At 48.2% G+C, this 14,246-nt stretch carries 12 protein-coding genes, 3 tRNA genes, 1 other RNA gene and 1 riboswitch; of the genes, 3 read left to right on the plus strand and 13 right to left on the minus strand.

Going from position 1 to position 14,246, the window contains the following annotated elements; translation table 11 throughout:
- Positions 1 to 139: 139 nt before the first annotated feature.
- The 5 genes from FGB90_RS05865 to FGB90_RS05885 form a co-directional block, all read right to left on the minus strand.
- Positions 140 to 2,245, minus strand: a complete 2,106-nt coding sequence (locus FGB90_RS05865; protein ID WP_246056063.1) for a peptidoglycan D,D-transpeptidase FtsI family protein — start codon at positions 2,243 to 2,245, stop codon at positions 140 to 142.
- A 349-nt stretch (positions 2,246 to 2,594) separates the two neighbouring features.
- Positions 2,595 to 2,782: non-coding RNA, 6S RNA (ssrS, locus tag FGB90_RS05870), on the minus strand.
- Positions 2,783 to 2,843: 61 nt separating this feature from the next.
- On the minus strand, positions 2,844 to 4,100 hold the full coding sequence (locus FGB90_RS05875; protein WP_138809592.1) for an MFS transporter: 1,257 nt from the start codon (positions 4,098 to 4,100) through the stop codon (positions 2,844 to 2,846).
- 423 nt (positions 4,101 to 4,523) lie between these two features.
- Complete coding sequence (locus tag FGB90_RS05880; RefSeq protein WP_138809593.1) at positions 4,524 to 5,186, minus strand: protease complex subunit PrcB family protein; 663 nt, start codon at positions 5,184 to 5,186, stop codon at positions 4,524 to 4,526.
- Between the two features lie 119 nt (positions 5,187 to 5,305).
- Complete coding sequence (locus FGB90_RS05885) at positions 5,306 to 5,914, minus strand: superoxide dismutase (RefSeq protein WP_138809594.1); 609 nt, start codon at positions 5,912 to 5,914, stop codon at positions 5,306 to 5,308.
- 463 nt (positions 5,915 to 6,377) lie between these two features.
- Here FGB90_RS05885 and FGB90_RS05890 point away from each other — a divergent pair, with 463 nt between their 5' ends.
- On the plus strand, positions 6,378 to 7,223 hold the full coding sequence (locus FGB90_RS05890) for an undecaprenyl-diphosphate phosphatase (RefSeq protein WP_138809595.1): 846 nt from the start codon (positions 6,378 to 6,380) through the stop codon (positions 7,221 to 7,223).
- On the opposite strand, the gene FGB90_RS05895 is transcribed toward FGB90_RS05890, so the two are convergent.
- The 5 genes from FGB90_RS05895 to FGB90_RS05915 form a co-directional block, all read right to left on the minus strand.
- Positions 7,213 to 7,542 (minus strand): iron-sulfur cluster biosynthesis family protein, encoded by a 330-nt coding sequence (locus FGB90_RS05895; protein ID WP_171051716.1) that lies wholly within the window; start codon positions 7,540 to 7,542, stop codon positions 7,213 to 7,215. The genes FGB90_RS05890 and FGB90_RS05895 overlap by 11 nt on opposite strands.
- A 310-nt stretch (positions 7,543 to 7,852) precedes the next feature.
- Positions 7,853 to 7,945, minus strand: a tRNA-Ser gene (locus FGB90_RS05900).
- 44 nt (positions 7,946 to 7,989) lie between these two features.
- Positions 7,990 to 8,066: transfer RNA gene (locus tag FGB90_RS05905), tRNA-Ile, on the minus strand.
- 6 nt (positions 8,067 to 8,072) lie between these two features.
- Positions 8,073 to 8,149 (minus strand) — tRNA-Met (locus tag FGB90_RS05910).
- A 166-nt stretch (positions 8,150 to 8,315) separates the two neighbouring features.
- Entirely contained in the window at positions 8,316 to 9,950 is a 1,635-nt protein-coding gene (locus FGB90_RS05915) for a Na/Pi cotransporter family protein (RefSeq protein ID WP_138809597.1), read from the minus strand.
- A gap of 254 nt (positions 9,951 to 10,204) precedes the next feature.
- On the opposite strand from FGB90_RS05915, the gene FGB90_RS05920 reads away from it, so the two are divergent.
- Both FGB90_RS05920 and FGB90_RS05925 read left to right on the plus strand, forming a co-directional pair.
- Positions 10,205 to 11,008, plus strand: coding sequence for a DUF1189 domain-containing protein (locus FGB90_RS05920; RefSeq protein ID WP_171051717.1), 804 nt, complete (start codon positions 10,205 to 10,207; stop codon positions 11,006 to 11,008).
- A gap of 235 nt (positions 11,009 to 11,243) precedes the next feature.
- The gene (locus FGB90_RS05925; RefSeq protein ID WP_138809599.1) at positions 11,244 to 11,582 is read left to right on the plus strand and encodes a helix-turn-helix domain-containing protein; all 339 of its coding nucleotides are present in this window, start codon (positions 11,244 to 11,246) and stop codon (positions 11,580 to 11,582) included.
- A gap of 103 nt (positions 11,583 to 11,685) precedes the next feature.
- Here the strand turns inward: FGB90_RS05925 and FGB90_RS05930 are convergent, their stop codons facing one another.
- The 3 genes from FGB90_RS05930 to FGB90_RS05940 all read right to left on the minus strand — a co-directional run bounded on the left by FGB90_RS05930 (position 11,686) and on the right by FGB90_RS05940 (position 14,161).
- Complete coding sequence (locus FGB90_RS05930) at positions 11,686 to 11,826, minus strand: anti-repressor SinI family protein (protein ID WP_138809600.1); 141 nt, start codon at positions 11,824 to 11,826, stop codon at positions 11,686 to 11,688.
- A gap of 28 nt (positions 11,827 to 11,854) precedes the next feature.
- A riboswitch (cyclic di-GMP riboswitch) is annotated at positions 11,855 to 11,940 on the minus strand.
- 293 nt (positions 11,941 to 12,233) lie between these two features.
- On the minus strand, positions 12,234 to 12,863 hold the full coding sequence (locus FGB90_RS05935; protein ID WP_138809601.1) for an NfeD family protein: 630 nt from the start codon (positions 12,861 to 12,863) through the stop codon (positions 12,234 to 12,236).
- 398 nt (positions 12,864 to 13,261) lie between these two features.
- The gene (locus FGB90_RS05940; RefSeq protein ID WP_138809602.1) at positions 13,262 to 14,161 is read right to left on the minus strand and encodes a DUF1002 domain-containing protein; all 900 of its coding nucleotides are present in this window, start codon (positions 14,159 to 14,161) and stop codon (positions 13,262 to 13,264) included.
- Positions 14,162 to 14,246: the final 85 nt, after the last annotated feature.

Genomic DNA, 14,246 nt, shown 5'->3' on the forward strand with positions numbered 1-14,246 from the left:
AGGCGTCTCGTGATTTTTGAACAATCAGGAAAAGATTGACACAAACCTCGTCAATTAGTGATGTTTGGTGCCAGCTCTCCTTCCCCGTACATATTCAAAAGCCCACCGCCATTGCCGGCGGTGGGCTTTTGTCTGCTCCCTACTCTTCATTTTCCAGTTCTTCATCCTCCAGATCGAGATCGGAGGCAGAACGGTTTTCCTGCAGATCAAAGTAGGCTTCCATAATTTCCTCACTGATGCGGTTGGCGATACCACCCGCACCCTGCTCCCGGGATACCCCAGGCACAACAACTGCGAATGCCACTTCCGGATCATTGTACGGAGCGTAACCGACAAACGACTGATTATTCGCATCCTCGCCGTTCACCCGGACCTGGGCGGTTCCTGTTTTACCGGCCACATCCACATCGACATCCCGGAAATATGTTCTGGCAGTTCCCTGGCTTCCATGCACTACCTGATAGAATCCCTGCTGAACGCGGGCAAGATCCTGATCACTCATATCGATCCGGTTGAGCACTTTTGGTTCCATCTGCCTGTTCAGGGCCCCGAGCTCGCTTTTACTTTCTCCAGGTTCACGGATTTCAGTTACGAGTCTTGGTGCAATTCTGTAGCCTCCGTTTGCAATAACGGATGTATACTGTGCCAGCTGCATCGGTGTATACGTGTCAAACTGGCCAAAAGTCAGGAACAGCATTGTACCAGGATTATTCGTTGCACCCGATACACCGGTTGCCTCACTTGGAAGATCAACTCCCGTTGAAACACCAAGCCCGAACTGGGAATAGTAATAACGCAATGTGTGAAAAGCTCCTCGGAAATCTCCCCAGTTTCTTCCTGAATAACCGGGGATGTAATTAATGAGACGCATACCGACTTCAGCCATGTAGATGTTTGATGAGCGCTCCAGTGCCTGAATATCATTGATTCTTCCGAGTGGACGGTGTGAACTGATCGAAGGAGAGTCCGGTAAATTATCGATTGTACGGTCAATAATCTGCTCCCCATGCTGAAACACGCCGGTTTCATAGCCGATCAGCACCGTTGCTCCCTTAATGGTTGAACCTGCTTCGGTAGCGTAGTTGATGGCGGAGGTGTCATCCACAAACTCTCCACCCTCTCCAACCATTGACAATACATCTCCGGTATGAGGGTCCATCATTACTACAAAGGCCTGTTCATCTTCAATGAAATGGCGGGCCGAAGAAGACAGTTCGTTTTCCACGATCTCCTCCACCTGCTGCTGCAGTTCCATATCAATACTTAAAACGAGATCGTTTCCTCTTTTACCTTCCACTTCTTCCGGGTTTCTCAGAAACTCTCCGGTACGGTCCATATGGTTGTTCAGGCTGCCGCTGCGGCCTTTCAGGACGGGTTCGTACTGATTTTCAAGATAGCTTCTGCCCACTTCGTCATTCCGGTTGTACCCGTTCGCCAGGTATTCCTCCACACGGTCCCGCTCGATCGGGCCGAGATTCCCGAATACCCCTCTCAGGCTGTCACCGAACGGATAGGCCCGTGCACTGTCCCGTGCAATATCCACACCCGGCAGGTCTTCCATGTTTTCCATGATTTTTGCCGCTTCTTCGTACTCAATCCCTCTCAGTACCTTATGTGGCAGGTAGTTGTACCCGGCAATGAATTCACGCCAGATTCCGAAAACCTCCCACCCTTCGTCCGTAATCATGTCCATCTCTTCATCGCCGACGCGGTTAAGGCGCTCTTCATAAGCTTCCTGGTCGTTCATGCCGAGTTCCCGCTGTTCCTGAAAAGAAAGCACTTCATACGGTTCGTCAATGGTCAGCAGCTCAAGAAATTCATCATTATCCTCATCGCTCAGATCATTGAGGAGAAGGAAGAAATCCTGAACATCCCTCGGATTGATCCGATCCTGCTCCACCGTTATATATTCATTCAGCTTTCTCGCTGTTTCAAGAATCTCCCTTGATGAGGTACGCCTGTTTGTGTAGGTCACTGTCAGCTGAAGTTCATTGTCCACCACAACATTCCCGTGGCGGTCGTACATGAGCCCCCTCGGTGCCTCAACCGGCGAACTGATGTTAATGGTACGTTCAAGCTGTTCCTGATACTGCTCCCCCTGCACGATCTGGACAAATCCAAGTCTCAGAATCAGTGCGGAAAAAAGAATAAACACGACAAAAAACAGAACGTTAAGCCTGACCGGCACGTGAGCCTTTAGATTGCTTTTTGTTTTCCCCATATTCGTATCCTTTCGTTCATACATTTTGCATCCTGCGCGCAGACCCCTCCTGCAAAACTTCCTTTCACAAACACAATGAGTACTGCTGTTCCTCCACTACAGGCGGACGCTTTCTGCAGGCAGGGCTTCAGCCTCCTCGTGAAAACCACCCTCCGGGGTCTTCTGCACCTGCTTCTCCCGAGGGCACCGCCTTCGTTTCGCTCTTTAAACAATTTTTTAAAAACAGCATACACAAAAGAAAACCTGGCTTACCGCCAAGTTTACGTGAGCGGAACTCCCCCGCTGGTCCGGTCTGATCTACTTATGTACAGTTCCTCACGGGAACCTGATATATAAAAAATGGAAGACACCCTGTAAAAGGTGCCCTTTTAAAAGTATGCCCGCGAATGCGGTTATCTTCAAAGACATCACGAACCCGCGCTAGGCAGGTGGGTGTTCGCAGAAATGTTTCCAGCTTCCTCAGCTTACGAGGCATGCTGTAGACATTTCAATGTGGAACTCCCAATGTGAATTGGTGTTCGGTTCGAATTAGCTCGAAGTTCACCAACACCGCAGGCGCTCTTAAATTTCATCTTTATTATAGCATATTCGTGTTCTTTTTCAACACGTTCCAACGTCCCGATTATCTCTTTTTTAATACTGTGAATGTTTCCTTATTCGCCGCTCCTGGAAGATCGATCCCTTTTACAATCCAGTAGATAATCGTGTGCCCTGCCCCGAGAATGAGGAGCACAATCGGAATGCCCGTTTTTTCCCCGAGAAGAAGAACAGCACCGATAAACATCAGGATTGACACAATCCGCCCGAAATTCGTAAACAGCTCTCTTACAACGATGTATTCGACTCTCATTTCCGCCGCTTTCCAGCCGTTTCCGATCACATCGTATGTGAGTGACACGTAGGGAACGAGCAGAAGCGGATAGGCGATCGACACCACTACTCCGTAGGTGAGAAGCAGGGTAAAGTTCAACTCGAAGATAATCAGGAAAATCGCAGCATAGAGGATCAGTCCACCAATAAGGATAGCACGTTTTCTTAGACCGGGTTTTATAAAACGCCCGGTAAGATAATAGCACACGAACGCTACCGCTGAGGCAACAAGCCCGTATGTACCGAGAGCCAGTTCACTTCCGGTTGCTACATAGATCCAAACCACAATCAGGAAGATAAACGTTCCTTCCCTCAAGCCCTGGAAAAAGTGAGCGTGAAGAATCGACTTCCAGTTCCTGTCTTTCTTTCTGAGATGCCAGATATCCTTCAGGTGGTACCCGCCTTCCGCCGAGCGCCTGTTCAGGAAAAAGCTGAGCACAACAGCCAATAAAAAAAGACCAAGCGATATGGCAAAGATGACACGGTACCCCGTCAGCTTATCCATGTGGGTAATAATAAAACCGGCACCAATAGGCCCGATCATCCCGGCAAAAGAGGTAAGGATCCCGAGAAATCCGTTGAAAAAGTCGCGGGTTTCCGGTTCGGTAATTTCAAAGGTAAGCACGTTAAAGCTCAGCCAGTAAAACCCGTAACCGATTCCGAGAAGTCCCCCGAGGATAAGCAGGTATTTCCCTGCATTTTCTCCCATTATAAGCACAGTTGTAAAGAAAACACTGAGTGAGATTACACCCAGCCTCAATACAACTACCCGGTCGATCTTTTTTGCCCACCTGCCTGCAAGAATAAACGTAAGCGGCTGGAGCACGACAACAGCCAGGTTATAAAGGGCGATATCCACGTATTCACCGGACTGCTTCCACAAATACACGTTCACAAAAGTGTTGGAAAGGGCAATACCAAGAGAATACAGTCCGCCGATCAGAAGCAGCAGACTCAGGTCCCTATTCAGTTCGATGTCGCCGACTAGTACCTGCAGAAATCGTTTCATGGCCGAACTCTCCTTCTCTCGTCACGTCCCTTAGTGTGCCAAAAGAAGTTTGGGTTATTCCGGCTCAAAGCGGTATTCACACAGGATTGGGGGCCTGTAAATACTGATTCAATCGGCTTTTTCACCAGTCAGAATGGAGGAAAGATTATTTTCGGTGACGTGTGCCGGTTCCGGAGAAGGAAGTAAAATTCAATATACAAACGACAATACATTAATCGCCGTGAAGACCGTTTTGAGTAATGCGTAGTTCGGGGATATTGAATGGTTATTTTATTTCGCTGCAGGCGGAATTCATTTTGTGAACTGCAGCAGGAGGCTTGGGCATTACCGGCTGAAAAACAATTCACACCAATAATACTGCACGAGTAATAACGGCTCCTCCTGTATACACAAAAAAGAGCCCCAGTCGGGCCCTTCATACGACTACATCTCTTCAGTTCCAGCGCTCTCCTGCCAGTGCGGAAAGGCTTCCCCGCTCATCGTTTCCCTGACTGTTATGGATTCAGGCACTTCCTGGTTATGAAAGTGCAGAGCCACTGCCGGGTTTGTCAGTGCCTGCGTGACCATCGCACCGGGCTCCGGCTTTTTTTCACGGACCAGGACGGTTACTCCTGATTCAGTATGTTCCACGTCGTCAACGTGAAGCGAAAAGCCTCCTGTCGGCCGCATGCCGGTTGATACGACGAGCACCCATCCGTCTGAGACTTCAAACGTTCTGTAGCCTTTCAGATCCGTATTCTGTACGAGTCTGGATAGATAGCTTTTTACTTCAGGGTATGCTGCTGCGCTTTTGTGATCCAATACCGTGTAATCCGTCATGTCCGCCTCCTCGTTTTTTTCGTTTTGTTCATTCTCACCGTCCGCTCCGCTGCGGTCGGCATTCCCATCCTCTTCACCGTACTCCTCGTCCGCTTCCGGTGTTTCTGGTTCTGCTTTGTCTTCACTGCCAACTTGCCCGTCTTCCCCATTATATTCCCCGGACTGATCATATTCTTCTTCCACGGCACCGTCTATATTCCCTGCTTCCTGCCCGCATCCGGCAGTAAACAGAAACAGAGTGCATAAGAAGACGACTGTTTTAAGCATTCCCCCGCGCCCCTTTTTTTCAGAATGTTCCTGCTTTTTCAGTCGTCAAACCGGCCGCTCCCGTTACACCTATGTAAAAAGCCGCTCCGGGTTGTACCCGAAACGGCTCTGTAAAATGATTACTTAGCGTCAGCGTAACGATTCTGGACTTCTTCCCAGTTGATTACGTTGAAGAATGCATCCACATAGTCAGGACGCTTGTTCTGATACTTCAGGTAGTACGCATGCTCCCATACGTCTACACCAAGGATTGGTGTTTTACCTTCTGAAAGAGGAGTGTCCTGGTTAAGCGTGCTTGTAACTTCAAGCTGACCGTTATTAACAACGAGCCAGGACCAGCCGGAACCAAAACGTGCAAGTGCAGCGTTTTTGAATTCTTCCTTGAATTTGTCGAAGCTTCCGAAGGCACTGTTGATTGCATCAGCAAGTTCACCAGTCGGTGCGCCGCCGCCATTCGGGCTCATGATCTGCCAGAAGAGCGTGTGGTTGTAATGACCGCCGCCGTTGTTGCGGACCGGTCCGCGAACGTCTTCAGGAAGTGCATCAAGGTCGCTCAGAAGTTCTTCAATGCTTTTGTTCTGAAGGTCGGAATGCCCTTCAAGTGCACTGTTCAGCTTCGTAACGTACGTGTTATGGTGCTTCCCGTGGTGAATCTTCATCGTTTCTTCATCAATGTGCGGTGTAAGAGCGTCGTGTGTGTAAGGTAGTTCTGGAAGTGTAAATGCCATCGTAAATCTCCTCCTTATTATAATATGTAGCTTTTATGTGAATGAGGTGGGACCACCTCATTTTCACCGTGACTGAAGACAGCCTGAAAGCGCAGAGCCCTTACTGTGCTCTACGGTTTTACATTACCAGATATACCCGTGGTATTCAAACGTTAAACACTTTGCAGTATAGTCAGTTATCTCCCGATGAAAACAAGGTTTCTTCAATGGTGATGCTTAATTTTATCTTGTCCAAAGTATAAGTCACATTTTGCTGCAGGCGGACGCTTTCCGCGGGCATCACTTCAGCCTCCTCGGGAAGAGCACCCTCCGGTGTCTTCAGTCGATGCTTTTCCAGCAGGAGTCGCCGCCTTTCGCTCCAGATACAAGTGAACAAAGTAATCTGAACTACGTTTCCGGTATATCCCCCCGGACAGGCCATATATATAGGACGAGACTGTTATGATAGAAAGGGGTTAGTCCCATGACTTGGTACGAAGCGCTGATCATCGGATTTGTCCAGGGAATCAGTGAATTCCTCCCTATTTCAAGCTCCGCCCACCTTCTCATCGCCGAAAAGGTGCTGGGCATTTCCTATTACGATCCAACCCTGACTTTTGAAATCCTTCTTCACTTCGCCTCGCTTCTCGCCGTACTCGTTTATTTCCGGTCAGACCTTCTCTCCCTTATGAAAAAGACAGGCATTTACCTCTTTAAAAGAGAGCAGGCGTATAAGAACGACTTCCGGTTCGTCATGCTCCTTCTCATCTCCACTGCTGTTACTTTCGGTATTGGAAAAATGCTGGAAAATTCGCTCGGAAGCGGTATTACGAACTTTTCCCTGATCGCAGCCGCCCTCATCATTACTGGAATCTTTCTTATTTTCATTGAACACGGAGGGTTTAAGGAACGAAAGGCGAAAGGGGATATTACGATAAGGGATGCGTGCTGGATCGGCGTTGCTCAGGCAATCGCTGTAATTCCGGGGATCTCCCGGGCCGGCAGCACCCTCGTCGGAGCAATGATGCTCGGTCTGAAAAAGGAAGAAGCACTCAGGTACTCCTTCCTACTCTCGATTCCGATTATAAGTGGTCTGACGCTCTTGAAAGTGACCTCCATGGAAACGCTCGCTTCCACCAGCCCACTGAGTCTGGCAGTCGCTTTTATCAGTGCTTTCGCGTTTGCCCTTGTAGGGATCCGCTGGCTCATCGGCATGGTTCAGCGCACCAGGCTTTCCTGGTTTGCTGTTTACTGCATCACTCTCGGGATCACAGTCTGGGTGCTTTACGGCAATGAGCCGACCGCTGTGACTAATTCATTTATGCGCTGAGGGGCACGAGTTTCAGACGCGGGTTGAGCATCTCGTTCGGACTTTTCAGCTGGAGCCTGCCGTTCTGGTGATCGATGATGATATCCGTATCAAAAAAGACGCTTACCTGCGGATCCATAACGAAGGTCACGCCTTCAAGATCCGACGTGAGCGTTTCATATTTTTCCGGCTTTTCCACCAGCTGTACGAGCCGTGCCACGCCGCTTACGACACAGCCGCAGCCGTCTGTATCGTGTTCTATTTCCACAATTGCTTCACCTGTAACGGCAAGACTATCAAGAATGACCTGCCGCGCTTCTTTTTTCACCTGTAAATTCATTGATGTCACCATCCTCGTTTCCTGTATAGTATACCCCCTCCCCCGGATCGACTCACGCTAAACGCCTGGTGCGAGGGAGGTTTTATGAAAATAAGAACTTTCTTTTCGGAAAGATTGCTGTGAGGCTGCACAGGCGGACACTTTCCGCGGGCAGGGCCTCAGCCTCCTCGGGAAGATCGCCCTTTCCCCTCGGAGTGGCCGCCTTGCGCTTCATAACATTACTTGGTAAAAGCAATCTATACGAAAAAAACCAATAAAAAACGATCTACATGCTCTTTTAAAAGAACACGTAAATCGTTGATTGTAAGTATGGCGGAGGAAGAGGGATTCGAACCCCCGCGGGCCGTGAAGCCCCTGTCGGTTTTCAAGACCGATCCCTTCAGCCGGACTTGGGTATTCCTCCGTAAGCGCCGCCGTTAAAACGAGGCATGTATGTAACGGATATTTTGGTGGACCCTGTAGGACTCGAACCTACGACCGGACGGTTATGAGCCGTCTGCTCTAACCAACTGAGCTAAGGGTCCTTTAGATGGTAGCGGCGGAGGGAATCGAACCCCCGACCTCACGGGTATGAACCGTACGCTCTAGCCAGCTGAGCTACACCGCCGCAAAAAGTATTTCTTTCAAAGACATTGAATATCTTAGCATGTATTACAAAAAGAAGTCAATTGTTTTTTTGCAGAATCATCAAAACTCTAAAAGAATATGTTCAGCTCTTTTACTATACACAAAAAAAGGAGGAGCGCCAAGGCCCCTCCCGGAAAAAATTTCTTTTAGTCTTCCTCTCCAATGACCGTTTCGGCGATGTTCACCGCGTGGTCACCGATCCGCTCAAGGTTGCTGATCATATCGACAAAGATGATGCCTGCCGCACCGCTGCACTTGCCTTCGTTGAGACGGATAATGTGCTTTTTCCGGAGCTGGCGTTCCATTTTATCGATTTTTTCCTCTTTAAGCACTACTGAACGGGCTGCCATCAGGTCGTCGTTTTCAAGCGATTCAACAGCCTGCTGAAGCGTTTCGTTCGTAAGCTCAAGCATTTCCTTAAGATCCTGCATGGCAAGCTCGGAAATTTTGACTTTGTTTGTAATCTGGTACTCCGTAAGCTCCACAATGTTCTCCATATGATCCCCGACCCGTTCAAGGTCACGGACGGTGTTCATAAGTGTGGAATGAACTCTTGACTCGTCATCCGAGAGTGAGTTCGTAGACACCTGGACGAGATAATCGGTAATCTTACGGTCCAGATTGTTGATCGCATCTTCAAACTGATAGGTCAGTTCTGCGTGACGTGTCTTTTTCGTGTCAACAAAGGCACCTGCTTCACTGAGCCCCTGCTGGGCAAGCTCTGCCATGCGGAGCGTTTCTTTTTTGGCCTGGCCAAGAGCGATGGACGATGACTGTCCGACAATGGCCGGATCCAGGTGCTGGGCCTTAAACTCAATTTCTGTTTCTTTACCCGGAATAACCTTAAGAATGATCCACGCAATCACTCCGATGAACGGAAGCTGAAGCAGCACGTTTGCACCGTTAAAGATCCCGTGGGCAAAGGCGATTTCCATTGCAGGATTCAGGTTGAACCTTTCACCCATGCTGGCGATAAACGCAGTATAAGGCCTGATTATGGTTAATATGATAATTGTTCCTACCAAGTTAAATATGACGTGGGCTGCTGCCGCTCTTTTTGCCGCAAGTGAAGCACCGAGCGCGGCGAGAACTGCGGTAATCGTCGTTCCGATGTTATCCCCGAAAAGAACCGGCAGTGCTGCTGACAGGTCCATTGCGCCCTGCGTATAAAGCTGCTGCAGGAGACCGATTGAGGCCGTGGAACTCTGGACACTCACCGTAAAGATGATCCCGATCAGTACACCGAGAATCGGCGTCTCACTCATGCTGATCGTAAGCTCACGGAAAATCTCCAGATCACGAAGCGGACGCAGGCCGTCACCCATGAGGCTCAGACCGTAAAAGAGAGCCCCGAATCCGAAAAATACCTGGCCGAAGTTGTTTGCTTTTTTATTTTTAATAAAGAAGATGAGAAACGTTCCGAGTGCGAGTACCGGAAGTGCGTATTCTGAAATGTTAAGTCCGATAATAAATGCCGTAGCCGTGGTTCCGATGTTGGCACCCATAATAACACCGATCGCCTGGCGGAACGTGAGAAATCCGGCGTTTACAAGCCCGATTGTAAGTACTGTTGCACCGGTACTCGTCTGAAGGAGCACGGTAACAACGATCCCTGTAAGTACACCCATAATTGGATTGCTTGTGAACTTCTCCAGGATGTCGCGGAGCTTGTCCCCCGCCACTTTCTGGAGTCCGTCACCTAAAAACTTGATTCCAAAAAGGAAGATGGCGAGTCCGCCGATAAACATAAACACGATTTCCTGCGTTGACAAATGTCTCATCCCCTTGTCGTCTACTATTTCATGAAGTTAAAATGATTTCTTTTCCCAACGCTCTCCACTGTACTCCCGGAGTATTAATGTTCTATTAATGAATTGTAAAGATTTTATTAAGATTAATAACAGGCGGTAAAATAAGGGCACAGCCCCCTGCACTGACGCCAGACAGTTATTTATGTAAGGAATGATTGTACTCACCTGGGAGATCGATTAAAATGGAAGAGAATACATATCTATAGACCAAAAGGAGTATGCAGATGAATATTTTCAAGCAGTTTATGGTCAGCCTTTATTCTCCATCAACGATCGCAAAGTTCCGCCAGCAGAAAATCGGCCGGGCGATCGGATACATTTTTCTTCTCATGCTGATTGCCATTACACCGATTGCGGTCTCTTTCAGTATGACGGTGCATTCACTTGTAACCGGCCTCGATGAACAGCTGAGTGATGAGCTTCCTTATTTCGAGATACAGGATGGAACCCTGTCATCTCCCGACCTGGATGAGGAATACATAGAGGAGCAGGATGGCCAGACCATCATCATTGATCCTACCGGTGACCTTTCGGTAGACGATGTTCTTCAGTACGGTGACGCTCTAGCCCTTCTACAGGAAGATGCAGTGCTCGTTACCGGGGGCGATCCCGAGACAGTTAATTACGCAGACTTCGGACTGAACCTGACAAAAGATGAAGCCCAGGACCTTGTCGAAGCCGTATCCGGGATGATATGGCTTATTATTAGCCTCATCGTTGTCCTTATGTACCTGTTCTACACAGCAAGTAAATTTATCGGAGTCACCTTCCTTGCGCTGCTTGGACTCATTTTCCGTAAAACAGCCGGCCTGCCGAACCTGACATACAAACACCTGTGGGTGCTGTCAGCCTTTACAGTGACACTGCCGACAATGATTACCGCATTCCTTAACGCACTTCCGATGGTCATTCCGTTCCAGTTTGCCATCTACTGGACAATTGCCATCGTCCTTCTGTTCCAGGTGCTTAAAAACATTCCGAAACCGAAGAAGGAAGAACCTTCCTATGGAGATACAACCGAACAGTAGAGTGTAAAAACCGGAGCTGGCTGTGGCTCCGGTTTTTTTCTTTCCTGCATGGAAAAGAACTATTTTACACAAATTCGTACAAAAAATTGTGACAAAATGTGTCACAGGTAAAAAGTTGTGCTATATTTATTTTAGAGCGAACAGCAGTGAACACTTTCACCGACATAGCGAACACTAAGCGTACGAAAATATATAGAAATGAAACGCTCCAATTTTTTAAAAGGGGTTTTGTCCAATGATCGGAGAACGCGTAAAAAAATACCGGAAAGAAAAAGGCATTTCACTTACCGAGCTCGCCCAGCGCGCCGGTGTAGCCAAATCCTATTTAAGCTCCATCGAGCGGGACATTCAGTCAAACCCGTCGATCCAGTTTCTCGAAAAGGTCTCCTCCGTTCTCGATATATCTGTGGACCACCTCCTGAAGGATAACCCAAACGAAGGCAGTACCAGTGAGGCTGATGCCGCCATGGACGACGAGTGGCGCAAACTAGTACACGAAGCGATGGAATCCGGGGTTTCAAAAGAAGAGTTCCGTGATTTCCTGGAGTTTAATAAGTGGAAGATGAAAAAATAAACATACATTCAATCCTTGGACTTCATATTTCTTTGGGGTCCTTTTATTTAATTTATTTGTTCCAAAAAAAAACACTTCTGCTACAACAGAAGTGCGCCTCTAATTAAGGGCAGTACTCGCTATGTAAACTTTTCTTTAAGAAATCCCTTACTTCTTCAGCACTTAAACCCAGTTCCTTTGCCTGTCTTATCAACTGTTCCCATTCTTCGTCCCACTTTTCCGTCCGCTCAGCTCCAGCGTTCAAGCCAATCCCCTCCTCAAGTTATTCCCCACTAGACAACCCGGCGGCCTTAGCAGCATCTGCCTTAGACCCGTAGCTTTGCGTCCCGCCCTTTCGGATGGTTTGCCTTTAACTAGAGGGAGGATCTTACACCAAACAAATCTTTCACACCCATTCATCCCCCATTACAAAGATTCTGTAATAATGTTTTAGCGATACTTGTAAAATAGATACACCTTACAGAACGTTTCGATATACCCCGATTATATACAAAAGTAATAGTAAAATTATGCAGAAAATTGTCACAATTATCAAAATAGGCCTAAAGAACCATTCGAACATACTCACTTAATTGGTAAAAGCTCGTTAACAAGTGGAAAAGAGACAGCCCTATGGCCGTCTCCCTGAGTATTTCTTATTTTTCCTCAAAATCAGCTCTCCTGGACAACAACGATCCGGGTACCGTCCACGCTGATGACTTTGATTTTCTCGTCAGCTTTGATCCACTGGTTGTCGGAAGTTGCACTATAGAGTTTTCCTTCGACTTCAATCGTACCGGTTGGACGGAAAGGCGTCTTCGTTACGCCGGTTTTTCCGACAAGGTCCTTATAGGATTCGTTCATGGAATTGTAGCCTTCCTCATCTCCGAGCTTGTCTTTAAGTGTCATCTTATCCCACAAATTGCGGGATGGAAACACTTTAGTGAACAGAAACGATGTCGGTACAGCGAGTATAAGGGCAAAGGCCACCAGTGTTCCGTACACGATTCCCGGTGTCGGCAGAGACAGACCTAAAATCATGAGCAGGACACCAACGACAGCGATCGTGCCATCGGTCGTCACTTTGCCATCAAAGATAATCAGCGTCAAACCGATCACGTACAGCAGTACGACCCACATACCGAGATCAGGTGACAGGTGGTAGGAGAAATAAAGGCTCATGATCGCAATTCCGAGAATTCCGAAAAGCCCTTTTGCCCGGACCATAATTTCACCGAACACAAAAAGCGTTCCAAGGAACACAACCAGAAAACCTATCGTTGCAGATTCGAGTATATCCATCGGTTTTTCCTCCCTGCAGTTGAAATATTCATTACTTCCATCATAACAGATTACTGAGTACAGTTTATATACGGTGCACTGCCGCGAAAGGTTTCACACATATAATTAAAATACAAAAGTAACTCCCAATTTATTCTTTGAGGTTAAATGATCTTAGTAAGAACGCACAGTGTAGTTCCACTGCAGGAATTTTTTGGTTATATGCGGAGCGAAACGCTGGCAGCGAGACTCCTGCGGCAGTGGGGGGCAAGATGAGACCCCGCAGTGCGCCGGCACGAGGAGGCTCATCGCCACCGCCGCGGAAAGCGAGCGGACAGCGTGCAGCGGAGCTTCTGCTCAAAATAAATCAATCAAAAAAGCCCCGCGTCAGCGGAGCCATTTTTCCTTCTAAAACTATACTACTGCCTGAACGCCATCACCATATTCGTAGCCCAGCTGCGGATCGCATCGATGAGTGAATTGAAGAAATTCAGGATCGAGTCAATCAGACCCTGCCCTTCTTCACTGGCAAGAAACTCGCTCAGGTTATCACGGATCTTTCCAATCTGGTCCTGAACCTGGTTCCAGTCGATATCAAGGTTCTGCATCCGCTGGAACAGGGAAACGAGACCGTTCATTTCCTCTTCCGTGAGCTCAATACCGAGTTCATGGGCAACCCGGTCAATAAGGTCCCGGAGGTCCTCCTCCGTTTCCACGTTTCCTTCAGCAATTTCCTCCTTGATCCGTGTCATCAGTTCGGCCGCTTTATCCACGCCGACATTTTCCCCGAGCTCCGCAGTTTTAACCATCTCTTCGTTGGCTACCTGCTTCTGCTCTTCTGGAATCACTTCATCGGTGGATAGTTCGTACGCTTTGATCAGACCCGTAAGCGCCGCAGTTCCGCTTACGTTAAACGGGGCTGTAACGTAAATATCCGCATCCTCCACCCCTGCTGTCACGAGGGCATTCGCGTACATCGCTTCTGTTACCCAGTCGATCCGGTTCGTTTCCACGTTTACCCCTTCGCCTTCTTCAAGGAGGGTGATTTTTGTGGATGAAAGGGCGTTGCTTCCGATCCGGCTCGCTGAGATGTATTCACCTAAGTAATGGTGCTCTTCTTCGTTCGTTACTTCCACCATCAGCACGTCATCTTCATTGACATCCATTTCGTCAAGCAGCTGTGCGCGCTGGTCACTGTTCAGGTCTTCCCCGAGTGTGACGATCACATCCCCCGGTGCGGCATCGGCAAACCCGGTTCCGGCAAAAGCAAACCAGCCTGCGAACATCACCATCATGCTTTTAACAACAAATGATTTCATCTTTCCCATTTCTCCTTCCGGGCCAAAAGAACGGCCTCTCTCTATGTGTTTAGTTTACTATATATAATTTGGTTTTTTACAGCCT

It is taken from the genome of Alteribacter natronophilus, from assembly GCF_006007885.1.
Taxonomy (GTDB): domain Bacteria; phylum Bacillota; class Bacilli; order Bacillales; family Salisediminibacteriaceae; genus Alteribacter; species Alteribacter natronophilus.

Coding starts and splice junctions, on each gene's coding strand:
- FGB90_RS05875 (WP_138809592.1), bottom strand. CDS start 4,100: ATGAAACGATTTCTGCAGGTACTAGTCGGCGACATCGAACTGAATAGG.
- FGB90_RS05915 (WP_138809597.1), bottom strand. CDS start 9,950: ATGAGACATTTGTCAACGCAGGAAATCGTGTTTATGTTTATCGGCGGA.
- FGB90_RS05880 (WP_138809593.1), bottom strand. CDS start 5,186: ATGCTTAAAACAGTCGTCTTCTTATGCACTCTGTTTCTGTTTACTGCC.
- FGB90_RS05920 (WP_171051717.1), top strand. CDS start 10,205: ATGAATATTTTCAAGCAGTTTATGGTCAGCCTTTATTCTCCATCAACG.
- FGB90_RS05925 (WP_138809599.1), top strand. CDS start 11,244: ATGATCGGAGAACGCGTAAAAAAATACCGGAAAGAAAAAGGCATTTCA.
- FGB90_RS05885 (WP_138809594.1), bottom strand. CDS start 5,914: ATGGCATTTACACTTCCAGAACTACCTTACACACACGACGCTCTTACA.
- FGB90_RS05865 (WP_246056063.1), bottom strand. CDS start 2,245: ATGTATGAACGAAAGGATACGAATATGGGGAAAACAAAAAGCAATCTA.
- FGB90_RS05935 (WP_138809601.1), bottom strand. CDS start 12,863: ATGGATATACTCGAATCTGCAACGATAGGTTTTCTGGTTGTGTTCCTT.
- FGB90_RS05895 (WP_171051716.1), bottom strand. CDS start 7,542: ATGAATTTACAGGTGAAAAAAGAAGCGCGGCAGGTCATTCTTGATAGT.
- FGB90_RS05940 (WP_138809602.1), bottom strand. CDS start 14,161: ATGAAATCATTTGTTGTTAAAAGCATGATGGTGATGTTCGCAGGCTGG.
- FGB90_RS05890 (WP_138809595.1), top strand. CDS start 6,378: ATGACTTGGTACGAAGCGCTGATCATCGGATTTGTCCAGGGAATCAGT.